18 protein-coding genes and 1 pseudogene are annotated in these 23,222 nt (G+C 61.5%); 9 read left to right on the top strand and 10 right to left on the bottom strand.

Going from position 1 to position 23,222, the window contains the following annotated elements; translation table 11 throughout:
- The first annotated feature begins 212 nt into the window (after positions 1–212).
- The gene (gene bglX, locus J1G33_RS18450) at positions 213–2,504 is read left to right on the top strand and encodes a beta-glucosidase BglX (protein WP_032877304.1); all 2,292 of its coding nucleotides are present in this window, start codon (positions 213–215) and stop codon (positions 2,502–2,504) included.
- Positions 2,505–2,632: 128 nt separating this feature from the next.
- Here bglX and J1G33_RS18445 read toward each other — a convergent pair whose 3' ends face one another.
- The 8 genes and pseudogenes from J1G33_RS18445 to J1G33_RS18410 all read right to left on the bottom strand — a co-directional run bounded on the left by J1G33_RS18445 (position 2,633) and on the right by J1G33_RS18410 (position 10,996).
- Positions 2,633–3,790 carry a phosphatidylserine/phosphatidylglycerophosphate/cardiolipin synthase family protein gene (locus J1G33_RS18445; RefSeq protein ID WP_005785930.1) on the bottom strand — a complete coding sequence of 386 codons (1,158 nt, stop codon included), beginning with the start codon at positions 3,788–3,790 and terminating at the stop codon, positions 2,633–2,635.
- A 1-nt stretch (position 3,791) separates the two neighbouring features.
- On the bottom strand, positions 3,792–4,373 hold the full coding sequence (locus tag J1G33_RS18440; RefSeq protein ID WP_148852393.1) for a YceI family protein: 582 nt from the start codon (positions 4,371–4,373) through the stop codon (positions 3,792–3,794).
- A gap of 171 nt (positions 4,374–4,544) precedes the next feature.
- Positions 4,545–5,303, bottom strand: coding sequence for a helix-turn-helix domain-containing protein (locus J1G33_RS18435; protein WP_223018520.1), 759 nt, complete (start codon positions 5,301–5,303; stop codon positions 4,545–4,547).
- Positions 5,304–5,368: 65 nt separating this feature from the next.
- A complete protein-coding gene (locus tag J1G33_RS18430) occupies positions 5,369–6,811 on the bottom strand; it encodes an amidase (RefSeq protein ID WP_148852394.1) in 1,443 nt (480 codons plus the stop codon).
- Positions 6,808–8,117: pseudogene (locus J1G33_RS18425) on the bottom strand (citrate-proton symporter). The gene J1G33_RS18430 and the pseudogene J1G33_RS18425 overlap by 4 nt, the downstream one beginning before the upstream one ends.
- 60 nt (positions 8,118–8,177) lie before the next feature.
- Complete coding sequence (locus tag J1G33_RS18420) at positions 8,178–9,353, bottom strand: M20 aminoacylase family protein (protein ID WP_005785919.1); 1,176 nt, start codon at positions 9,351–9,353, stop codon at positions 8,178–8,180.
- 258 nt (positions 9,354–9,611) lie between these two features.
- Positions 9,612–9,926 (bottom strand): hypothetical protein, encoded by a 315-nt coding sequence (locus J1G33_RS18415; RefSeq protein WP_032877308.1) that lies wholly within the window; start codon positions 9,924–9,926, stop codon positions 9,612–9,614.
- On the bottom strand, positions 9,923–10,996 hold the full coding sequence (locus J1G33_RS18410) for a serine hydrolase (RefSeq protein WP_223018519.1): 1,074 nt from the start codon (positions 10,994–10,996) through the stop codon (positions 9,923–9,925). The genes J1G33_RS18415 and J1G33_RS18410 overlap by 4 nt, the downstream gene beginning before the upstream one ends.
- Before the next feature lie 184 nt (positions 10,997–11,180).
- Between J1G33_RS18410 and olsB the strand changes: the two genes are divergently transcribed.
- On the top strand, positions 11,181–11,936 hold the full coding sequence (gene olsB / locus J1G33_RS18405; RefSeq protein ID WP_005785912.1) for an L-ornithine N(alpha)-acyltransferase: 756 nt from the start codon (positions 11,181–11,183) through the stop codon (positions 11,934–11,936).
- Entirely contained in the window at positions 11,936–12,727 is a 792-nt protein-coding gene (locus tag J1G33_RS18400) for a lysophospholipid acyltransferase family protein (RefSeq protein ID WP_032877310.1), read from the top strand. The genes olsB and J1G33_RS18400 overlap by 1 nt, the downstream gene beginning before the upstream one ends.
- Before the next feature lie 107 nt (positions 12,728–12,834).
- Here the strand turns inward: J1G33_RS18400 and J1G33_RS18395 are convergent, their stop codons facing one another.
- Positions 12,835–13,419, bottom strand: a complete 585-nt coding sequence (locus tag J1G33_RS18395; RefSeq protein ID WP_005785909.1) for an ACP phosphodiesterase — start codon at positions 13,417–13,419, stop codon at positions 12,835–12,837.
- 155 nt (positions 13,420–13,574) lie between these two features.
- Between J1G33_RS18395 and J1G33_RS18390 the strand changes: the two genes are divergently transcribed.
- From J1G33_RS18390 to J1G33_RS18380, 3 genes are read left to right on the top strand one after another with little or no spacing between them, the layout of a single operon-like run.
- A complete protein-coding gene (locus J1G33_RS18390) occupies positions 13,575–13,889 on the top strand; it encodes a helix-turn-helix transcriptional regulator (protein WP_032877312.1) in 315 nt (104 codons plus the stop codon).
- A gap of 14 nt (positions 13,890–13,903) precedes the next feature.
- Entirely contained in the window at positions 13,904–15,070 is a 1,167-nt protein-coding gene (locus J1G33_RS18385) for an MFS transporter (RefSeq protein WP_005785906.1), read from the top strand.
- A gap of 27 nt (positions 15,071–15,097) precedes the next feature.
- Positions 15,098–16,153 (top strand): alkene reductase, encoded by a 1,056-nt coding sequence (locus J1G33_RS18380; RefSeq protein ID WP_148852399.1) that lies wholly within the window; start codon positions 15,098–15,100, stop codon positions 16,151–16,153.
- Between the two features lie 301 nt (positions 16,154–16,454).
- On the opposite strand, the gene J1G33_RS18375 is transcribed toward J1G33_RS18380, so the two are convergent.
- The gene (locus J1G33_RS18375; RefSeq protein ID WP_005785903.1) at positions 16,455–17,087 is read right to left on the bottom strand and encodes a TetR family transcriptional regulator; all 633 of its coding nucleotides are present in this window, start codon (positions 17,085–17,087) and stop codon (positions 16,455–16,457) included.
- A gap of 265 nt (positions 17,088–17,352) precedes the next feature.
- On the opposite strand from J1G33_RS18375, the gene J1G33_RS18370 reads away from it, so the two are divergent.
- The 3 genes from J1G33_RS18370 to adeC are packed head-to-tail and all read left to right on the top strand — an operon-like array spanning position 17,353 to position 23,120.
- Positions 17,353–18,501, top strand: coding sequence for an efflux RND transporter periplasmic adaptor subunit (locus tag J1G33_RS18370; protein ID WP_103733482.1), 1,149 nt, complete (start codon positions 17,353–17,355; stop codon positions 18,499–18,501).
- Between the two features lie 3 nt (positions 18,502–18,504).
- Positions 18,505–21,666: an efflux RND transporter permease subunit gene (locus J1G33_RS18365; RefSeq protein WP_032877315.1), complete on the top strand. Its 3,162-nt coding sequence runs from the start codon at positions 18,505–18,507 to the stop codon at positions 21,664–21,666.
- Positions 21,663–23,120, top strand: coding sequence for an AdeC/AdeK/OprM family multidrug efflux complex outer membrane factor (gene adeC / locus J1G33_RS18360; RefSeq protein WP_032877316.1), 1,458 nt, complete (start codon positions 21,663–21,665; stop codon positions 23,118–23,120). The genes J1G33_RS18365 and adeC overlap by 4 nt, the downstream gene beginning before the upstream one ends.
- Positions 23,121–23,222: the final 102 nt, after the last annotated feature.

Here is a 23,222-nt window from a genome sequence, read left to right as displayed (position 1 = left end):
TTTGACGACTAACCCTATAAACCACGCGCTTGGGGCATAATCCGCCACCACTGGAATGCATCGAGCCAATCAGCTACAAAGATGCCCAGCGCGAAAAAGAGTTCAGAGTGTGCTGCATTTATCTGAACAACACCCGAACAACAATAGACGTTCCCCACATTTTGGCCGACAGCATGCGTTTAATGCTGCGCAGTAGCCGAAAAAGGATATTCATGAAAAAGCTGTGTTTGCTCGGCCTTGTTGCCACGCTGGCCACCCACCCCGTCTGGGCAGAAACAAAGCCTGCTGCGCTTAAAGACAAGGACGCCTTCGTCAGCGACCTGCTCAAGCAAATGACCCTGGACGAAAAGATCGGCCAATTGCGCCTGATCAGCATCGGCCCGGAAATGCCCCGCGAGATGATCCGCAAGGAAATCGCCGCTGGCCGCATCGGAGGCACCTTCAACTCCATCACCCGCCCGGAAAACCGTCCGATGCAGGACGCGGCCATGCGCAGTCGCTTGAAGATCCCGATGTTCTTCGCCTATGACGTGATCCACGGCCACCGCACCATTTTCCCGATCAGCCTGGCCCTGGCCTCCAGCTGGGACATGGACGCCATCGGCCGCTCCGGGCGCATCGCCGCCCAGGAAGCCGCTGCCGACAGCCTCGACATCACCTTCGCGCCGATGGTCGATATCTCCCGCGACCCGCGCTGGGGCCGTACCTCCGAAGGTTTCGGCGAAGACACCTACCTGGTCTCGCGGATTGCCGAAGTCATGGTCAAGGCGTTCCAGGGCGCAAGCCCGGCGAATGCCGACAGCCTGATGGCCAGCGTCAAGCACTTCGCCCTGTATGGCGCGGTGGAAGGCGGGCGCGACTACAACGTGGTCGACATGAGCCCGGTCAAGATGTACCAGGACTACCTGCCGCCCTACCACGCGGCGATCAAGGCCGGTTCCGGCGGCGTGATGGTCGCGTTGAACTCGATCAACGGCGTGCCCGCCACCGCCAACACCTGGCTGATGAACGACCTGCTGCGCAAGGACTGGGGCTTCAAGGGCCTGACCGTCAGCGACCACGGCGCGATCTTCGAGCTGATCAAGCACGGCGTGGCCAAGGACGGGCGCGAAGCCGCCAAGCTGGCGATCAAGGCCGGCATCGACATGAGCATGAACGACTCGCTGTACGGCAAGGAATTGCCCGGCCTGCTCAAGTCCGGCGAGATCGAACAGAGCGACATCGACAATGCCGTGCGCGAAGTGCTCGGCGCCAAGTACGACATGGGCCTGTTCAAGGACCCGTACCTGCGCATCGGCAAGGCCGAGGATGACCCGGTCGACACCTATGCCGACAGCCGCCTGCACCGCGCCGAGGCCCGCGACATTGCGCGCCGTAGCCTGGTGTTGCTGAAAAACCACAACGACACCCTGCCGCTGAAAAAATCCGCGACCATCGCCCTGGTCGGCCCGCTGGCCAAGGCGCCGATCGACATGATGGGCAGTTGGGCGGCTGCCGGCCGACCTGCGCAATCAGTGACCCTGCTCGACGGCATGAACGCCGTGATCGGCGAAAAGGGCAAAGTGATCTATGCCCGCGGTGCCAACATCACCGGCGACAAGGCGGTGCTCGACTACCTCAACTTCCTCAACTTCGATGCTCCGGAAGTGGTGGATGACCCACGCCCTGCCCAAGTATTGATCGACGAAGCGGTGAAAGCGGCGAAGAACGCCGACGTCATCGTCGCGGCCGTGGGCGAATCCCGTGGCATGTCCCACGAGTCGTCGAGCCGTACCGACCTGAACATCCCGCAAAGCCAGCGCGACCTGATCAAGGCCCTCAAGGCGACCGGCAAGCCGTTGGTGCTGGTGCTGATGAACGGCCGCCCGCTGTCGATTCTCGAAGAGAACCAACAGGCTGACGCGATCCTGGAAACCTGGTTCGCAGGTACCGAAGGCGGCAACGCCATCGCCGACGTGCTGTTCGGGGACTACAACCCGTCGGGCAAGCTGCCGATCACCTTCCCGCGTTCGGTAGGGCAGATTCCCACCTACTACAACCACCTGACCATTGGCCGGCCGTTCACCCCAGGCAAGCCGGGCAACTACACCTCGCAGTACTTCGATGACACCACAGGTCCCCTGTTTCCCTTTGGCTATGGCCTGAGCTACACCCAGTTCAGCCTGTCGGACATGGCACTGTCGTCCACCACCCTGAACAAGACCGGCAAGCTCGACGCCAGCGTCACCGTGAAGAACACCGGCAAGGTCGATGGCGAAACCGTGGTGCAGTTGTATATCCAGGATGTGGCCGGCTCGATGATCCGCCCGATCAAGGAGCTGAAGAACTTCCAGAAGGTCATGCTCAAGGCCGGCGAAGCGCGCACGCTGCATTTCACCATCACCGAGGACGACTTGAAGTTCTACAACGCCCAGCTCAAGTTCGCGGCGGAACCGGGTGAGTTCAATGTGCAGATCGGGCTGGATTCCCAGGATGTGCAGCAGCAGACCTTTGAACTGCTCTAACGCCTGACGCGGTCAAAAATGTGGGAGGGGGCTTGCTCCCGATAGCAGTGGGTCAGTCAATGAATCTGTTAACTGAAACACCGCCATCGGGAGCAAGCCCCCTCCCACATTTGACCTCATTGTTCTTGTTAGCCGCGCCGGTCGAGCAGATTGACCACCAACCGATCAATCCACCCCCACACCCGCTGCTTCACCCGCTTCCACAACGGCCGCGCCTTCCAGGCCTCCAGGCTCACCACCTGGCTTTGGGCAAAATCCGCTTCGAAACTGCCCACCACCGCCGCCGTCAATCCCGGGTCCAACGCTTCGAGGTTGGCTTCCAGGTTGAAGCGCAAATTCCAGTGGTCGAAATTGCACGAGCCAATGCTGACCCAATCGTCCACCAGCACCATCTTCAGGTGCAAAAAGCACGGCTGGTATTCAAAAATCTGCACGCCTGCACGCAGCAGACGCGGGTAATAACGATGGCCGGCGTAGCGTACTGACGGGTGATCGGTACGGGGCCCGGTGAGCAGCAAACGCACATCCACCCCGCGCCCTGCCGCCCGGCGCAAGGCACGACGCACGCTCCAGGTCGGCAGAAAATAGGGAGTCGCCAGCCAGATACGCCCTTTGCTGCTGTTCAACGCGCGAATCAACGACTGCAGGATATCGCGGTGCTGACGAGCGTCGGCGTACGCCACGCGACCAAGCCCAGGGCCCGTCGCTGGCACTTTCGGCAAGCGCGGCAAACCGAAATGGGTCGCCGGTTTCCATTCACGGCGCGCGGCGTTAGCGTGCCATTGCCGGTCGAACAGGGCCTGCCAGTCCAGTACCAGCGGGCCGCTGATCTGCACCATCACTTCATGCCAATCGGCGCTGTCTTGCCCCGGCGTCCAGAACTCATCGGTGACGCCCGTACCACCGACCACGGCAACGCGCTGGTCGATCAGCAGCAGCTTGCGGTGGTCGCGATACAGGTTGCGCATCCAGCGCCGCCAATTCAGGCGGTTGTAAAAACGCAGCTCCACGCCGGCGTCGGTCAAGCGCTTGCGCAGCCCAAGGGTAAACGCCAGGCTGCCGTAGTCATCGAACAAGCAGCGCACCTGCACCCCACGTTCGGCGGCCAGCACCAGCGCCTGCACCATCGCGTCGGCACAGGCGCCGGCTTCGACCAGATACAGCTCAAGATCCACCTGCTGCTCGGCCCGGGCGATGCCCACCAGCATCTGCGGGAAGAAACTCGGCCCGTCGATCAGCAGTTCGAATTGATTGGCGCTGCGCCACGGGAACACTGCGCCACTCATGTCAGCGCGCTGTGAAGATCAGTACCGCACCCACCGGCACCGACAAACTGATCGACTTGAGCCCCGCCGCCTTGCGCAACGCCGCCACACCCGGCGCCAGATCGAAGTCCTCGGCGTGCAACACCACAGGCTCCAGGGTCACCACCTGGAAACGTCGCTCATCCAGGCGCGTTGCAAGCAATTCGGCGCTGTAGGTCTGGGTCTTGCCGTGCAGGGTGACGCTCAGCGGCAGGCGCAACTCCTGTTGCGCGCCGGACGCCAGGTCGTTGATCGGTTGCAGATTGATCTGTGCGCTGATCAATGCGTCGGGAAAGGCCTTGATCTGGAACAGCTCTTTGCGCATGCGCTCATCGCGCAGCGGGATGCCGCTGTTGATCGACTCCATCTCCACTTGCAACTGCGCCGCGCCTTTGGCGTCGACCTTGCCATGCAGCACCAGGAAGCGGTGGACTTCGGCAATTTCGGTGTTTTTGGTGGTGACGAAAGACAGGCGCGAGGATTCGTTATCCAGGTACCAATCGGCGTGGGCAGGCACGGTGGCGCAGGTCAGCAGGGCGAAGACCAGAGGTTTGACATTGAACATAAAGACTCATGGGGCAAAAAACCTGGGCGAACATTAAGCGCAATCTCACGAACGGCGCAAATCCATTGTGGGAGCTGGCTTGCCTGCGATGGCGGTGTGCCAGGCGAGAAATGGTTGACTGATACATCGCCATCGCAGGCAAGCCAGCTCCCACAGGGTTTTGCGGTGTTTTTAATCCAGCGTTCGCTGAACTTCGCACACCGCCTGTTCAAGGCTGGCCATATGCAGGTTCAACACCCGATCCACCGGCGCCTGATGCATGGGCCAATGCAACGCCATGCTCCCCACCAACCGGCCATTGGCGTGCACCGGCAACGCCACCGCCCGAATCAGGAAGGGCAAACGCACCGGGTATTCCCAATAGCCCTCGGTACGCTGGCCGAACCCCTGGTGCTGGGTTTGCTCGCAAGCATGGCTTTGCTCATCGGCGGCCACACGATCGCGACACGCCAACCGCTGCACTTCATCAAGGGGCAACTGCGTCAGGCATGCCTTGCCCATCGCCGAGTGAAACAGGCTGGCGTACTGACCGACGATCTGGCAGTTGTTCGGGTAGAGCTTGCGCAACACGCTGGGAATCGCGCTTTCCATGACTTCCAGGCGCTCGCCGTCGAAACACGACAAGTCCACCACCAACCCCGTGCGCTCGCTGAGCTCCAATAACCAGGGCGCCGCGCTTTCCACCACCTGGCGCTTGAAGCGTTGCTGGGTATCACCGAACAAACGCCGAGCGCGCAGGCGGTAACGCCGATCGCTCAGGCCGCGGTAGACCCAGCCCTGATCCTGCAAGGTCAGTAACATGCGCGACACCGTGGCCTTGGGCAGCCGCGTAAGGTAGTGCAGTTCTTCCAGCCCAAGGGCCTGGTGCTCGCCCAGCAACTCGACGATTGCCAGTGCGCGCTCAACCGAGCGTACCGTGCCTGTCTCCATGTTCGATCTCCCTGTTGCTGGTGGATGATCTGTTTTACACAGCAAGATACAGGCCCGGTCGCAGGTCAGGTGGTGGTGGCAATGCACGCCGGCGGCCGGCGTTGCACCCATTGAGTCAGCTGTTCATGGGCAAATGCCAGTTGCAGCACGGCTCGGTCGGCCTGGGCCGGGCCGATGACTTGCAGGCCCATGGGCAGCCCTTGGGGGTTGAAGCCCACCGGGATGCTCATGCTCGGCAAACCGGCGAGTGTCGGGCCGATCACCACTTCCATCCAGCGGTGATAGGTGTCCATTTCGCGCCCGCCAACGAGGCGTGGCCAAGGCTGTTGTGCATCGAAAGGGAACACTTGGGCGGTGGGCAACAGCAGAAAATCGTAACGCTCAAACAACTTGGCCAGGGCCCGATACCACTCGCTGCGATCCACCGACGCCTGGTACACCTGCTGGGCACTCAGGCCCTGGCCGCCCTCCACTTCCCATTGCGCTTCGGGCTTGAGCAATGCGCGTTTTCGCGGGTTGGCGTAGGCCGCGCCGAGGTTGCCGTGCACCAGCCAATGGCGGTGTACCAGCCAGCAACGCCACAGGCGCGCCAGGGAAAAGTCCGGCTGGCAGCTTTGCACCTCGCAGCCCAGCGTGGCGAAATCATCGAGTGCCGCCTCGCACAGGCTCAGCACGCCGTCTTGCATCGGCAGATAACCGTTGTAGTCACCCAGCCAACCCAGGCGCGTGCCTTTGAAGTCGCGCTGTAACGACTGGCCCAGCATCGCGGGATCGTCCTGGGATGACAAGGGCACACGGGGGTCGTAACCGGCCTGGATGCTCAGCAGCCGCGCTACATCCGTGACACTGCGCCCCATCGGGCCTTCGGTGCCCAGTTGCTGCACAAACAGCTCCGGCATCGGCCCGTGGGGCACGCGGCCCTGGGACGGGCGCAAGCCGAACACGTTATTGAACGCCGCCGGGTTGCGCAGCGAGCCCATCATGTCGCTGCCATCGGCCACCGGCAACATCCGCAACGCGAGGGCCACCGCTGCCCCGCCGCTGCTGCCGCCGGCCGTCAGGCGTGGGTCATAGGCATTGCCGGTGGTGCCGAACAGCGTGTTGTAGGTGTGGGACCCCAGGCCAAACTCCGGCACGTTGGTCTTGCCGATGATGATCGCGCCACTGGCGCGCACCCGCGCCACGCTGATGGCGTCTTCGCTGGGCACGTGCTCGGCAAACAACGGTGAGCCCAAGGTGGTACGCAAACCTTGGGTCGCCGCCAGATCTTTGATGGCCTGGGGCATGCCATGCATCCAACCGCGGGATTGACCCTGGTACAGCTCACGGTCGCAGGCCCTAGCCTCGGCCAGCACAACCTCGCTGTCGCGCAACGACACCAGCGCATTCACACGGGGGTTGAAACGCTGGATCTGCGCCAGGTACGTCTGCATCACCTCTTCGCACGATACCTGCCGCCCATGGATCGCCTGCGACAGTTGCGTGGCATCCCAATCGACAATACTCAAGGCTTCACCTCTCTGGAAAACGGCAGCGGTTTGCTCGCTCGTGGTGCCTCGCGCATGCAATAAGTGCCGAGCAGCGTCAGCACGCACGCGAACAATACGTAGAACGACGGCGCCACCGGCGTGCCCAGCACCTTACTCAACCAGGTCACGATCAACGGCGCAAAACCGCCGAACACCATCACCGCCACGTTATAGGCCACTGACACGCCGGTCGAGCGCACCTCGATGGGAAACTGTTCAGCCAACGCCGTCGGCGCCGGGCCGAAGAACCCGCCAATGGCCGTGCACAGCATTACCTGCATCACCAGCAAGCGCTCGATGGACGGCGCGGCAGCCACCCATACATACAACGGGTAGACCATCACGAAGAACGCCAGAGTGAAGGCCATCAACACCGGTCGCCGCCCCAAGCGATCCGAGAGCAGGCCGGACAAGGGAATCACCACGGTCATCAGCGCCACCGCAAACATCTGCACCATCAGCACCTGGTCCAACGGCAGGCCGAGATTCTTGTGGGCGAAGGTCGGCATGTTCACCAACACCACATAGAACGACACCGTCGCCCCGCACGCCAGGCCCATGGACACCAGGATGCTGCGCCTATGTTCACGCAGCACCTGCATCAGGCTCGGCGCCGGGCCGGTAGCGTTTTTACGCGCCTGGATAAACTCTTCCGGGTCCTCCATGTGCCGCCGGATCCACAACCCCACCGGGCCGATCAGCAAGCCCAGCACAAACGGCAGGCGCCAGCCCCACAGGTCGAGGGTTTCGGGGGAGAAGAAGTGCGTGACCAGCGCCACCATCGCCGCACCACCAAACACCGCCAGGCACTGCCCCACCAATTGCCAGGAACCATACAACCCCTTGCGATGGGCCGGTGCGCTCTCCACCAGAAACGCCGTGGCGCTGGCATATTCACCGCCCGTGGCAAACCCCTGAAGCATCCGCGCCACCACAATCAGCAACGGCGCGCCCATACCGATGGCGGCGTAGTTGGGGGCGAAGGCGATCAGCGCGATAGACACGGTCATCAGCCGAATAATCAATTGCATCGCGGCTTTGCGGCCTTTGCGGTCGGCGTAGATACCAACAGGATCCCGCCCACCGGCCGCATGAAAAAGCCCACGCCAAAGGTGGCCAGGGCCATCAGCAGCGAAGCGTATTCATCCTCCGACGGGAAAAACTGCCGGGCGATAATGCTGGCGAGAAAGCCGTAGACGATGAAGTCATACCATTCCAGTGCATTGCCGATCACGGCGGCCACCACTTGGCGGGTGCGCGAGACGCCTGGTTTTAAAGTCTGCATGAGGAGCACTCCATTCAACCGATAAGGGAAAGGGTCCAGCGGCAGAAAAAAGTGCGGTCGTCAGGCAGGCTTGAGCCAGCTCTCGGCCAACGCGCCCCAATAGGCGGCGCCGGTCAGCAGGATGTCGTCGTTGAAGTCATAGGCGGGGTTATGCACCATTGGCCGCGACACGCCGTTGCCGATAAACAGGTAACTGCCGGGGCAGCGTTGCAGCATCCAGGCGAAGTCTTCACTGCCCATCAGCGTGCGAGTGTTGCCGTCCACCGCATCGGCGCCGAGCAAGGCCACACCGACCTGGCGAGCGAATTCGGTTTCTTCGCCATGGTTGACCAGCACCGGGTAGGCCGGACGGTGCTCGATCTGCACGGTGCAGCCGAAGCTGGCGGCCTGGGTGTTGATGATAGCGTTGACCCGCTCCAGCATCTGTTCGCGCACCTTGGGGTTGAGTGCACGCAGGCTCAGGCGCAGCAAGGCTTGCTGGGGAATCACGTTGGCGGCCTGGCCGGCTTGCAGCGCACCGACCGTAACCACGGCGGCTTCCTGGGTATCGATATTGCGCGCTACTACCGTCTGCAAGGCCATGACCATACTCGCTGCAGCCACCAGTGGATCGACCGTGAGGTGCGGCATGGAACCATGGCCGCCGACGCCTTCAAGGGTGACAGTGAGCAAGTCCTGGGACGCCATCATCGGGCCAACTCTTAATCCCAAATGCCCCGCCGGCAAGCCCGGCATATTGTGCATGCCGAACAGGCCGTCACACGGGAAGCGCTCCAGCAAACCATCCGCCAACATCGCCTCGGCACCGCCCTGGCCTTCTTCGGCGGGTTGGAAAATCAGATTCAGGGTGCCGTCGAATTGCCGGGTCGCCGCCAGGTAGCGGGCAGCGCCGAGCAGCATGGTGGTGTGGCCGTCATGCCCGCAGGCGTGCATGCAACCGGCGTGCTGGCTGGTGTAGGCCGCACCGGTGTTTTCGATGATGGGCAAGGCGTCCATATCGGCACGAATACCCAGCGTGCGCGAACTGCTGCCATTGCGCAGCACCCCGACCACACCGGTTTTGCCAATGCCGGTATGCACCTCATACCCCCAATCCCGCAGGGACTGCGCGACCAGCGCTGAGGTGCGGTTCTCTTCAAAGCCGAGTTCGGGATGGGCGTGGATATCGTGGCGCACAGCGTGCAAGTCGCTGGCGACATCGCTGAGCCAATCCAGAATGTGCTGGTGTGGGCGCATGGTGATTCTCCTCACAGGCGGGTGGTCCCGTTCTTGTTGGCGACACATCGACAGCTAAGCGCGATGTGGGGCTGAGGACAATCAAAGGTGGTTCCACCCTGTGGAACCTCAGGGCCGGTTCTTTTTCCGAGAACCCACGCAGATAATCTAAATGTGGGAGCTGGCTTGCCTGCGATGACGGCGGCACAGGCACCAGTGATGTTGGCTGACCTGACGCTATCGCAGGCAAGCCAGCTCCCACAGGGGAGTTTGGGTGTGTCAGGGGTTGAGGCGGCAGCCTTGACGGTCGCCCAACCACCGCGCCGTATGCGTACGCCCCAACCCACTCGCCGTCACTTCACTGCGCTCCGGCGTGTCGATCAACGCACTGGTCGGCACGTACTGCTTCACATACCCACGGCAATACTGCGCCGGGTTGTTCTCCACATACCGACACGAGCAATACTCCTTGGCCGTGTACGCCGCGATGATGTCGGGGAAGGCTTGCAGGTTGACGCGCTCGTGCCATACCCAACCCAATAGGGCCAGCAACAGCAGTAGCAGCAGGCTGGTAAATGGCCGACGACGAATCATGACCGCACCGCCGCCAGCACGCGCTTGAGCAGTTCGTTGTGGCGGTAGCTGCCATCGCGGTCATCGCCGTAGCGCACGATCACCAAGTGCTCGTCGGGCAGTACAAACAGTGCCTGACCCCAGTGCCCCAGCGCAGCGAAGGTGTCGGTCGGCGCGTCGGGCCAGGGTTGGGGCGTACCCTTGTTGAGCCACCAGTGGCCGCCCGGTACCGCTTCATCCTGGCCGGCTTTGTATTTGTCGAAAGGCCGCCGATTGAAAGCCACCCACTCTTTGGGCAGCAACTGTTGCTCACCCCAGCGCCCTTCCCGTGCCATCAGCAGCCCGACCCGCGCCAGATCGCGAGCAGTGAGGTAGGCGTAGGACGAGGCAACAAAGGTTTCGTCGGCATCGGTTTCCCACGTCGCGTTGCGAATGCCCAATGGCTTGAACAGCGCATCCCACGGATAGCTCATGTACGCCTGGTGGCCGAGCATCCCTTTAAGCGCAGCGGACAGAATATTGCTGTCGCCACTGGAATAACGGAACGCCTGGCCGGGCTCGGCGGCGGCTTCGGTATCGGCGGCAAATTGCGCCATATCGTCACGCCCACGGGTATAGAGCATCGCCACAACAGAAGACTTCAACGGGGCGTATTCATAGTCCTCCTGCCAATCCAGCCCCGAAGCCCAATGGAGCAAGTCGGCCATGCTCACCTTGGGGTGTTGCTTCATTGGCGGGTAAAAACGTGCGGCCGGGTCGGTGAGCTTGAAACGGTTTTCGCCGTAGGCCACGCCGAGCATAGTGGCCATCAGGCTTTTGCTCACCGACCAGGTCAGGTGCGGCGTGCTGGCGGTGGTTGGCGCGGCGTAGCGTTCGTAGATGATTTCGCCGTCACGAATGACCAGCAGCGCGTCGGTACGAATGCCTTTGCGGGTGGTGTCGTCACGGGTTGGGAAAGCATAGGCGTTCAGGGCATCGACAGCAGGACCTTCAAGTGACGTGCCCGTGGCCCATTCTTTTTCGGGCCAGGTTTCAGCGCGGACGGTAGCGGTGACTAAAAGCACAACAACGCACAGCAGGCCTCGGACCATGGGCACGAACTCAAGGGGGCATTCAAGCCCGCGAGCCTAGCGCAGACCAATGACAGATTTGCTACACGGGGGCTGTCACCCAACCGTCACCGTAAGTTCATGGAGATGACACCGAGGCTACATAGCCTGACTTTGGACAACAAAGTCGACTGGCCGCAACCTGGCCGGCACCCGGAGACTCGCTATGACTCAGATCGCCCGCATCAGCGACAAAGGCAATGAACGCCGTCTGCAAGCCGAACGCCTGGTGGGCGCCAAGGCCTTGCAGGAAGCCCAGGCCCTGCGGTTCAACGTGTTCAGCGGCGAGTTCAACGCCAAGCTGAAAGGCGCGGAACTGGGCCTGGACATGGATGACTATGATGTTCACTGCAGCCACATCGGCGTGCGGGACTTGAACAGCGGTCGACTCGTCGCCACCACCCGTCTGCTCGACCACCAGGCCGCCAGCACTTTGGGCCGGTTCTACAGCGAAGAAGAATTCAGCCTGCATGGCTTGCTGCACTTGCAGGGCCCGATCCTGGAAATCGGTCGCACCTGCGTCGACCCGGCTTACCGCAACGGCGGCACCATCGCGGTGCTCTGGGGCGAACTGGCCGAAGTGCTCAACCAGGGCAGCTACAGCTACCTGATGGGCTGCGCGAGCATCCCGATGCACGATGGCGGCATTCAGGCCCACGCAATCATGCAGCGCTTGCGCGAGCGCTACCTGTGCAACGAACACCTGCGCGCCGAGCCGAAAAAGCCACTGCCGGCCCTGGACTTGCCGTCCAACGTCATCGCCGAAATGCCACCGCTGCTCAAAGCTTATATGCGCCTGGGCGCGAAGATCTGCGGCGAGCCGTGCTGGGATGAAGACTTCCAGGTGGCCGATGTGTTCATCCTGCTCAAGCGCGATGAGTTGTGCCCGCGCTACGCGCGCCACTTCAAGGCGGCGATGTGATGAACCGCCTGCGCATCTACGGGCGCATCGCCCGCGTGCTGTTGGTGGTGGCGCTGGGCTTGAGCATGGCCAGTGTGTTTGGCCTGTTCGAACGTCTGGGCGTGGCCAATTCGATGGTGCGGCGCCAGCGTTGGTCGCGGTTCTTTATGGCGCGATTGAGCAACGCCCTGCCCTTTCGCGTAACGGTGCACGGCGAGTTGCCGCAAGCGCCGATGCTGTGGGTGAGCAATCACGTGTCCTGGACCGACATTCCACTGCTGGGCATGGTCACGCCGCTGTCGTTTTTGTCCAAGGCCGAAGTCCGCACCTGGCCGGTAGCCGGCTGGCTGGCGGCCAAGGCCGGCAGTCTGTTCATTCGTCGTGGCGCGGGTGACAGCCAGTTGATCCGCAAACAGATGACCCGCCATCTGGAGCAACAGCACCCGCTGCTGATGTTCCCCGAGGGCACCACTACCGACGGGCGCAGCTTGCGTACTTTTCACGGGCGTTTGCTGGCCAGTGCAATCGATGCGGATGTGTCGCTGCAACCGGTGGCGATTCGTTATCTGCGTGACGGTGGGGTTGATCCGCTGGCGCCGTTCATTGGCGATGACGATTTGCTCTCGCACTTGATGCGCTTGTTTTCCAACGACCAGGGCGATGTGCAGATTCATCTGCTCAAGCCGATTGCCTGCGCCGGGCAGGAACGCGCGGCACTGGCGTATCAGGCGCAGCAGGCGGTGCAAAAGGCGTTGTTTGGCCCGGTGCCGGAAGCTGAGCAAGTGGCTGCTCGACCTGCGTTCGCGGCATAAAGCGGGCACAGTCATATGTGGGAGGGGGCTTGCTCCCGATAGCAGTTGTTCAGTCAACATAGACAGTGACTGACACACCGCAATCGGGAGCAAGCCCCCTCCCACATTTAGACATCGGTGGTCAGTTGGATCTGCGCAAATCTCTGCAATTGGGGATAGAACACCCGGAAATCTTCACTTAACGGCTTATAAAGCTCGCGCAACTCGTGCATCGCAAATCCGAGTGCCTGCGGGTCAGTCAGCCGCCGCGAAATTCCACGCAGCACCTGCTCCATCACCGCGAACTCGCGATACGAACCCAGCCAGTCATCCGCCGCCATATATGGCGCAATCTGCGCCAGCCGCCCCGGCAACGCGGGTTCTGCGGCCAGCACGCGGTACACCTGCGCGGTGAAGCGCTCCAGAGGCTGATCGGCATACAGCGCCCAATCCCGCGCCAGGCAATGATCGAAAAACACATCGAGCACGATCCCGGCATAGCGCCTGCGGGTCAGGCTGAAGCGCGACAACGCCTCGCCCACCAACGGGTGGCTATCGGTAAACCGGTCAATCGAACGGTGCAACTGGATCGCTGCTTCGATTTGCGGGCTGAACTGGCCCTGCAGGCGGCCTTTGACGAAGTCGCCATACAGGCTGCCCAGCAGTTGCGCAGGAAGTTGGCCGCCCAGGTGCAGATGTGCGAGATAATTCATGGCGCGCAGTCTATCACTGCCGCACTCATATCGTTATAACCCGATATACCGATTCGCTTTGGCCTCAGATCAAAATCATATTGGTATATCGGGATATGACGATTTAAAGTTCGCCTCATCGCGATATAACGCTTTACGACACCGAGCACCCTGCCATGTCCATCGACCTCGACGAAATAATAAAAGCCCTGGCGCACCCAGTACGACGAGACATCCTCACCTGGCTCAAAGACCCGAAAGTGCAATTCCCCGAGCAACTGCACAACCACGAATACGGCATCTGCGCCGGGCAGATCGACCAGCGCTGCGGCCTGTCCCAGTCGACCGTGTCGGCGCACCTGGCAACCTTGCAACGGGCGGGATTGATCAGCAGCCAGAAGGCCGGGCAATGGCACTTTTTCAAACGCAATGAGGAGACGATCCAAGCCTTTCTCACGGCGCTCATAACCGAACTCAGCGCACCGCAATAACCAAGGAAACGCAAATGCCCCTCTCGCTCCTCATACTGGCCCTGAGCGCCTTCGCCATCGGCACCACCGAGTTCGTCATCATGGGGCTGCTGCCCGATGTCGCGGCGGACCTGGGTGTGTCGATTCCCGGCGCCGGCTGGCTGGTCACCGGCTACGCCTTGGGCGTGGCCATCGGTGCGCCCTTCATGGCACTGGCCACCGCCAGGCTGCCACGCAAGGCCGCTCTGGTAGCGTTGATGGGCATCTTTATTGTCGGCAACCTCCTCTGCGCCTTGGCCAGTGACTACAACGTGCTGATGTTTGCCCGCGTCGTCACGGCGCTGTGCCACGGTGCCTTCTTCGGGATCGGTTCCGTGGTGGCGGCCAACCTGGTGCCGGCCAATAAACGCGCTTCTGCGGTGGCCTTGATGTTCACCGGTTTGACCCTGGCCAACGTGCTCGGCGTGCCGTTGGGCACTGCACTGGGTCAGGAAGCTGGCTGGCGCTCGACCTTTTGGGCAGTGACCGTGATTGGCGTGATCGCCTTGATCGGCCTGATCCGCTTCCTGCCGGCCAAGCGTGACGAAGAAAAACTCGACATGCGCGCCGAACTCGCTGCCCTCAAAGGCGCGGGTATCTGGTTGTCGCTGAGCATGACGGCGCTGTTCGCCGCCTCCATGTTCACCCTCTTTACCTACGTAGCCCCGCTGCTGGGCGATGTGACCGGCGTGTCGCCCAAAGGCGTGACCTGGACCCTGCTGTTGATCGGCCTGGGCCTCACGGTGGGCAACATCATCGGCGGCAAGCTGGCCGACAAACGCCTGGCGGCCACCCTGATCGGCGTGTTCATCAGCATGGCGGTGGTTTCCACGGTATTGAGCTGGACCAGCGTTGCACTGATACCGACCGAAATCACCCTGTTCCTGTGGGCCACCGCCTCGTTTGCCGCCGTACCAGCGCTGCAGATCAACGTGGTGACCTTCGGCAAGGCCGCCCCCAACCTGGTGTCCACCCTGAACATCGGTGCCTTCAACATCGGTAACGCCCTCGGCGCCTGGGTCGGTGGCAGCGTGATTGCCCACGGCTTCGGCCTGACAAGCGTGCCCCTGGCCGCTGCAGCACTGGCGATTCTCGCGCTGCTGGTGACCCTGATTACCTTCCGCCAGAGCGGCGATGCCGACCTGGCCCCCGCGACCAACTGATCAACTTAAAGACAAAGGTGTTTTCCCATGACGACTATTTTCGATCCGATCACACTGGGCGACCTGGAACTGTCGAACCGCATCATCATGGCGCCACTGACCCGCTGCCGTGCCGATGCCGGCCGCGTGCCCAACGCGCTGATGGCCGAGTATTACGTGCAGCGCGCATCCGCCGGGCTGATCCTCAGCGAAGCCACCTCCGTGACGCCCATGGGCGTGGGCTACCCGGACACGCCGGGCATCTGGTCCAACGACCAGGTGCGCGGCTGGGCCAACATCACCAAGGCTGTGCATGGCGCGGGCGGCAAGATCTTCCTGCAACTGTGGCATGTGGGTCGCATTTCCCACGAGTCGTACCTGGACGGCGAAACCCCGGTGGCCCCCAGCGCGATCCAGGCCAAAGGCCACGTCAGCCTGGTGCGCCCACTGGCCGACTACCCTACCCCGCGCGCCCTGGAAACCGCTGAAATCGCCGACGTCGTCGACGCTTACCGCGTGGGCGCCGAAAACGCCAAGGCCGCAGGCTTTGACGGCGTGGAAATCCACGGCGCCAACGGCTACCTGCTCGACCAGTTCCTGCAAAGCAGCACCAACCAGCGCACCGACCAATACGGCGGCTCCCTGGAAAACCGTGCGCGCCTGCTGCTGGAAGTCACCGACGCCGCCATCGAAGTGTGGGGCGCCGGCCGCGTGGGCGTGCACCTGGCACCGCGTGGCGATGCGCACGACATGGGCGACGCCAACCTGGCCGAAACCTTCACCTACGTCGCCAGCGAACTGGGCAAGCGTGGCATCGCCTTCATCTGCTCCCGTGAAAAAGAAGGCGCGGACAGCCTCGGCCCACAACTGAAAAAAGCCTTCGGCGGCGTCTACATCGCCAACGAACGTTTCACCAAAGACAGCGCCAACGCCTGGCTGGCGGCGGGCAAAGCGGATGCGGTGGCCTTCGGTATTCCTTTCATCGCCAACCCGGACCTGCCGGCGCGCTTGAAGGCTGATGCGCCGTTGAACGAACCGCACCCAGAAACCTTCTATGGCAAAGGCCCGGTGGGTTACATCGACTACCCGACGCTGCCGATCTAACCTGATTCGCAAAACCAATGTGGGAGGGGGCTTGCCCCCGATAGCAGTGCTTCAGTCAACACATCAGTGACTGATACACCGCAATCGGGGGCAAGCCCCCTCCCACATTTGCCTGTTTGTAGCGCCTGCGGAAACATTGCTTCACAGAACGGCAACAATATCGCTACAAAATACTTAGCCGGCTACCTATCAACGGCCCGCCAGCCCGTATATAACGTCACCCCACAAATCAGGCAGAAGGACGATTGACGATCCTTAGGCTTTACTGTTGACACAACTGGTCGCAATTACGCATTTTGTCTCAATTGCGCAGGCTGGGGCTCAGGCGCAGCATGTCCAGCCCTATATCAGCCCAGCGCTCGGCGTCCTGATGCAATTGAAAACTGTCAGGCACCAGCAGCCACTGGCCGATCAAGCCGTGGATAAAGGCATGAATACACACGGCGCCGCGGGTGGTATCCAGCGTGGCTGGAAGTTGCCCGCGATGGACCGCGTTACGCAACGTCAAGCCGATGCGCAGGTTGCACTCAAGGGTGTGGGTCTGGCGTTGGCGGCGCATGTCACACATTTCATCGGTGAACTCGCACTTATGAAACAGAATCTCGTTGATGCGCCGGGTTTTCGGGTCCAGGGCCACTTCATGGTAGAGATGAATCAGCAGCTTGCGCATACAGCCCAGCGGGTCGGCTTCGTCCTCGCTTTCACTGGCCCGCGCCAGTTCGTCCAGGGGCTCGTGCAACGTGTCGAGCAGTGCCTGAAGCAAGTCGGACTTGTTGCTGAAGTGCCAGTAGATAGCCCCGCGCGTCACCCCTGCCAGCGTGGCGATGTCCGCCAGGGTGGTCCGCGCGACGCCGCGCTCATAAAAGGCTTGCTCGGCGGCTTGGAGAATCTGGCTGCGCGTTTCCTGAGCTTCCTCTTTGGTGCGACGAACCATGGCAGTAAAACCTCAATCGGGACACTGTGGATGGTACTTGACCATCATCTGAATAATTATGGGACGACGCCGTCATGGGCACCGAACGTACTAGAATCGAGGCTTGCGGCAGTGCTTTGTCAACAATGCGCCAAGCCTGTCAAGAGTTTACAAACAACCATGAACGTAAGTATATTGCGTAGCAAGCTACTTATCCACTCACGGCTTGTTTTTTACCCTTCCACACTTCTTGTGCGCACTCTGCGCGCCTGACCCGAGGATCTTCATGCAACTTAAGCCAGCTGTTACCGCTCTGGTCACTGCCGTCGCCCTGGCATCGCTGCTCAGCGGATGTAAAAAGGAAGAAGCGGCACCGCCCGCTCAAACCCCTCAGGTCGGCGTGGTCACCATTCAACCGCAAGCCTATACCCTGACCACCGAGCTGCCAGGCCGCACCACGGCCTTTCGCATCGCGGAAGTGCGGCCTCAGGTCAACGGCATCATTCTCAAGCGCCTGTTCAAGGAAGGCGCCGACGTGAAGGAAGGGCAACAGCTCTACCAGATCGACCCGTCGGTGTATGAGGCCACGCTGAAAAGCGCACAAGCCAGCCTGTCCCAGACCAAGTCCATCAGCGACCGCTACAAGCAGTTGGTCGATGAACAGGCCGTCAGCCGTCAGGAATACGACACCGCCGTCGCCAACCGCATGACCGCCGAAGCAAACGTTCAAACCGCCCAGATCAACGTGCGCTACACCAAAGTGTTTGCACCGATCTCCGGGCGCATTGGTCGTTCTTCGGTGACCGAAGGCGCGCTGGTCAGCAATGGCCAGGCCGATGCCATGGCCGTGATTCAGCAACTGGACCCGATCTACGTCGACGTTACGCAGTCCTCAGCTGAAATGCTGAAACTGCGCCGCGACCTGGAAAGCGGCCAGCTGGAGAAGGCCGGCGAAAACGCAGCCAAGGTCAAGCTGACCCTGGAAGACGGCACGCCTTACGCCCAGGACGGCAAGCTGGAATTCTCCGAAGTGTCGGTCGACCAGACCACCGGTTCCGTGACCCTGCGTGCCGTGTTCCCCAACCCTGACCACGTGCTGCTGCCGGGCATGTTCGTGCACGCCCAGTTGCTGGCCGGTGTGAACAGCAAGGCCATCCTGGCTCCGCAGCAAGGCGTGACCCGTGACCTGCGCGGCATTCCGACGGCGCTGATCGTGAACAAGGACAACAAGGTCGAGCAACGCGAACTGGTTGCCAACCGTACCGCGGGTGCCTACTGGTTGGTGGAAAAAGGCCTCAATGCCGGTGACCGCGTCATCACCGAAGGCTTGCAATACGTCAAGCCGGGCGCCGAGGTGAAGGTCACGGAAGCTGCCAACGCTAAACCCGCCGGTACTGCTGCAGCGCCTGCTGCCGCCGCTGGTCAAGGGGAGTAATCCATGTCGAAATTTTTTATCGACCGCCCCATTTTCGCCTGGGTAATTGCCCTGGTGATCATGCTGGTCGGGGCACTCTCGATCCTGAAGTTGCCCATCAACCAATACCCGGCCATTGCGCCAACGGCCATTGATATCCAGGTGACCTACCCAGGCGCTTCCGCACAAACCGTGCAGGACACCGTGGTGCAGGTCATCGAGCAACAGCTCAACGGTATCGACAACCTGCGTTATGTCTCCTCGGACAGTAACTCCGACGGCAGCATGACCATCACCGTGACGTTCAATCAGGGTACCAACCCGGATATCGCTCAGGTTCAGGTACAGAACAAGCTAAACCTGGCCACCCCGCTGCTGCCGCAAGAAGTGCAGCAACAGGGTATCCGCGTGACCAAGTCGGTGAAGAACTTCCTGATGGTGATCGGTCTGGTGTCGGAAGACGGCAGCATGACCAAGGACGACCTCTCCAACTACATCGTGTCCAACATCCAGGACCCGATCTCCCGTACCGCGGGGGTGGGTGACTTCCAGGTGTTCGGTTCGCAGTACGCCATGCGTATCTGGCTCGACCCGGCCAAACTGAACAATTACCAGCTCACGCCAGTGGACGTCAGCAATGCCATCAAGGCCCAGAACGTGCAGGTGGCCACCGGCCAACTGGGCGGCCTGCCTGCCCTGCCCGGCACCCAGCTGAACGCTACGATCATCGGCAAGACGCGCCTGCAAAGCACCGAGGAATTCGCCAAGATTCTGATGAAGGTGAACACCGACGGCTCGCAGGTTCGCCTGGGTGACGTCGCGCGTATCGAACTGGGCGGCCAGAACTACAGCATCAGTGCACAGTTCAACGGCAAGCCGGCTTCGGGTATGGCGATCAAGCTGGCGGCCGGTGCCAACGCACTGGACACCGGCAAGGCCATCCGCGAAACAGTGAAGTCTCTGGAACCGTTCTTCCCGCCAGGCATGAAGGCGGTGGTGCCCTATGACACTACGCCGGTCGTGACCGAGTCGATCTCCGGCGTGGTTCACACCCTGGTCGAAGCGATCGTGCTGGTGTTCCTGGTGATGTTCCTGTTCCTGCAGAACTTCCGCGCCACCATCATCACCACCATGACCGTACCGGTGGTATTGCTGGGTACCTTCGGGATCCTGGCGGCGTGCGGCTTCACCATCAATACCCTGACCATGTTCGGCATGATCCTGGCCATCGGCTTGCTGGTGGACGATGCCATCGTCGTGGTGGAAAACGTCGAACGGGTCATGGCCGAGGAGCACCTGTCGCCCAAGGAAGCGACGATCAAGTCCATGGGCCAGATCCAGGGCGCCCTGGTGGGTATTGCCCTGGTACTGTCGGCGGTATTGCTGCCGATGGCGTTCTTCGGTGGCTCCACCGGTGTGATCTACCGCCAGTTCTCCATCACCATTGTTTCGGCGATGGCGTTGTCGGTACTGGTTGCCCTGATCTTCACCCCGGCCTTGTGCGCCACCATGCTCAAGCCGATCGATCCGGAAAAGCACGGCCAGCCCAAGCGCGGCTTCTTTGGCTGGTTCAACCGCACCTTCGACAGCGGCGTACTCAAGTACGAGCGCGGCGTGGGCAACATGATCAAGCACAAGATCCCGGCGTTTCTGGTGTATGTGCTGATTCTGGCCGGCATGATCTGGATGTTCACCCGTATTCCGAGCGCGTTCCTGCCTGAGGAAGACCAGGGTGTGATCTTCGCCCAGGTGCAGACACCGGTAGGCGCTTCGGCTGAGCGCACGCAAAAAGTCGTCGATGACATGCGCGCCTTCCTGCTGAACGACAAGGAAGGTGAGCCAGGCGAAGGCAAGTCGGTGAACTCGGTGTTTACCGTAAACGGCTTCAACTTCGCCGGCCGTGGCCAGAGCTCGGGCCTTGCGTTCGTGATGCTCAAGCCGTGGGACGAGCGTGACTCGACCCAATCGGTATTCGAAGTGGCCAAGCGTGCCCAGGGTTACTTCTTCGGGGCCTTCAAGGACGCCATGGTATTTGCCATCGTGCCGCCTTCGGTTCTGGAATTGGGTAACGCCACCGGTTTCGACGTGTTCCTGCAAGACCAGGGTGGCGTGGGCCACGACAAGCTGATGGCTGCCCGTAACCAGTTCCTCGGTGCGGCGGCGCAAAGCAAGGTGCTGGCGGGCGTACGTCCCAACGGCGTGAACGATGAACCGCAGTACGAGCTGACCGTCGACGACGAGAAAGCCAGTGCCCAGGGCATCAGCCTTGCCGATATCCAGCAGACCCTGGCCATTGCCTTGGGTGGCAGCTACATCAACGACTTCATCGACCGTGGTCGTGTGAAGAAGGTGTATGTGCAAGGTGACGCCGCCAGCCGCATGTCGCCGGAAGACCTGGACAAATGGTACGTACGCAGCGGCGACGGAAAAATGGTGCCGCTGTCGGCCATCTCGTCGGGCCAGTGGATCTACGGTTCGCCGAAGCTTTCGCGATACAACGGTGTAGCGGCGATGGAAATCCTCGGTACCCCGGCACCAGGCTACAGTACCGGTGACGCGATGGCCGAAGTCGAACGCATTGCCAAAGAACTGCCGGCCGGTGTCGGCTATGCCTGGACCGGCCTGTCGTACGAAGAACGCCTGTCCGGCTCCCAGGCGCCAGCCCTGTACGCATTGTCGCTGCTGGTGGTGTTCCTGTGCCTGGCGGCACTGTACGAAAGCTGGTCGATCCCGATAGCGGTGATTCTGGTTGTGCCACTGGGTGTGATCGGTGCACTGATCGCTACCAGTATGCGGGGCTTGTCCAACGACGTGTTCTTCCAGGTGGGCTTGCTGGTGACGGTGGGCCTGGCGGCGAAAAACGCCATCCTGATCGTGGAATTCGCCAAAGAGCTGCACGAGCAAGGCAAAGGCATCGTCGAGGCGGCTATCGAAGCGTCCCGTATGCGTCTGCGCCCGATCATCATGACGTCCATGGCGTTCGTGCTCGGCGTACTGCCGCTGGCGATTTCCAGCGGTGCCGGCTCAGGCAGCCAGCACGCGATCGGTACCGGCGTGATCGGCGGTATGATCACCGCCACTGTGCTTGCCATTTTCTGGGTGCCACTGTTCTACGCAACCGTGTCCTCGGCCGGCGAACGCAAAAAGAAAGACACTACTGAAACTCCTAAAGAGGCTGGCCAATGAGCAAGTCGCTACTTTCCCTAGCCGTCACGGCATTCGTGCTCAGTGGCTGCTCGCTGATACCTGACTATCAGCGCCCCGATGCGCCGGTGGCTGCACAGTTCCCGCAGGGGCCGGCGTATTCGTCGGCCCAGGCGCCGAACCAGGCCGCTGCCGAGCAGGGCTGGAAGCAGTTTTTCCATGACCCTGCCCTGCAACAGCTGATCCAGACCGCATTGGTGAACAACCGTGACCTGCGTGTCGCGGCCCTGAACATCGACGCCTATGCAGCGCAGTACCAGATCCAGCGTGCCGACCTGTTCCCGGCGGTATCGGCCACCGGTAACGGCAGCCGTTCGCGCACCCCGGCCAAGCTGTCACAGACCGGCGAATCGTCTATCGCCAGCCAGTACTCGGCGGGCCTGGGGATCAGCTCTTATGAGCTGGACCTGTTCGGTCGCGTGCGCAGCCTGAGTGAAGAAGCGCTGCAGAAGTACTTCGCCACTGAAGAAGCGCGGCGCAGTACCCAGATCAGCCTGGTGGCCAGCGTGGCCAATGCCTACCTGACCTGGCAGGCCGACAAGGAACTGCTCAAGCTGACCCAGGACACCCTGGGTGCGTTCGAGCAGAGCTTCAAGCTCACCTCGCGCAGCAACGAAGTCGGCGTGGCCTCGGCGCTGGACCTCAGCCAGGCACGCACCTCGGTGGAAAACGCCCGGGTGCAACTGGCACGTTATACGCGCCAGGTGGCTCAGGACGAAAACAGCCTGACCCTGTTGCTGGGCACCGGCCTGCCGGCGAATATCGCCAGCAAGCCGCTGTCCGATGACCTGCTCAGCGAAGTGCCTGCCGGCTTGCCGTCAGACCTGCTGCAACGTCGTCCCGACATTGTGCAGGCCGAGTACAACCTCAAGGCTGCCAATGCCAATATCGGCGCGGCCCGTGCGGCGTTCTTCCCGAGCATCAGCCTGACGGCCAGTGCCGGTACCGCCAGCCCAACACTGGGCGGCCTGTTCAAAGGCGGTTCGGGTACCTGGGCGTTTGCCCCGCAGATCAACATCCCGATCTTCAACGCCGGTAGCCTGCGCGCAAGCCTGGACTACTCGAAGATCCAGAAAGAGATCAACGTGGCCAACTACGAGAAAGCCATCCAGACCGGCTTCCAGGAAGTCTCCGACGGCCTCGCTGCGCGTCAGACCTACAAGCAGCAACTGGATGCCCAACGTGGCTTCGTCGAGGCTAACCAGGATTACTACCGCCTGGCCGAGCGTCGCTACCGCATTGGTGTCGACAGCAACCTGACTTTCCTCGACGCCCAGCGCCAACTGTTCAGTGCCCAGCAATCGCTGATCACCGACCGCCTGGCGCAGCTGACCAGCGAGGTCAACCTGTACAAGGCCCTCGGCGGTGGCTGGAATGAGCAGACCGCCAAGAACGAGCCGTTGAAAGAACAAGCACCGCCGTTGAAGTTGTTCTGATAGCGCGTGTGTAAGAAAACCGCTTCCCTTACCGGAAGCGGTTTTTTTATGCCTGGTTTTTTACCTCGCCAACTTGCGTTCGATCACCGCCCACAACCCGCC

It is taken from the genome of Pseudomonas sp. P867 (assembly GCF_019891455.1).
In the GTDB taxonomy this organism is placed as follows: Bacteria; Pseudomonadota; Gammaproteobacteria; order Pseudomonadales; family Pseudomonadaceae; genus Aquipseudomonas; species Aquipseudomonas synxantha_A.
This window is presented reverse-complemented; position numbering and strand designations above follow the sequence as displayed.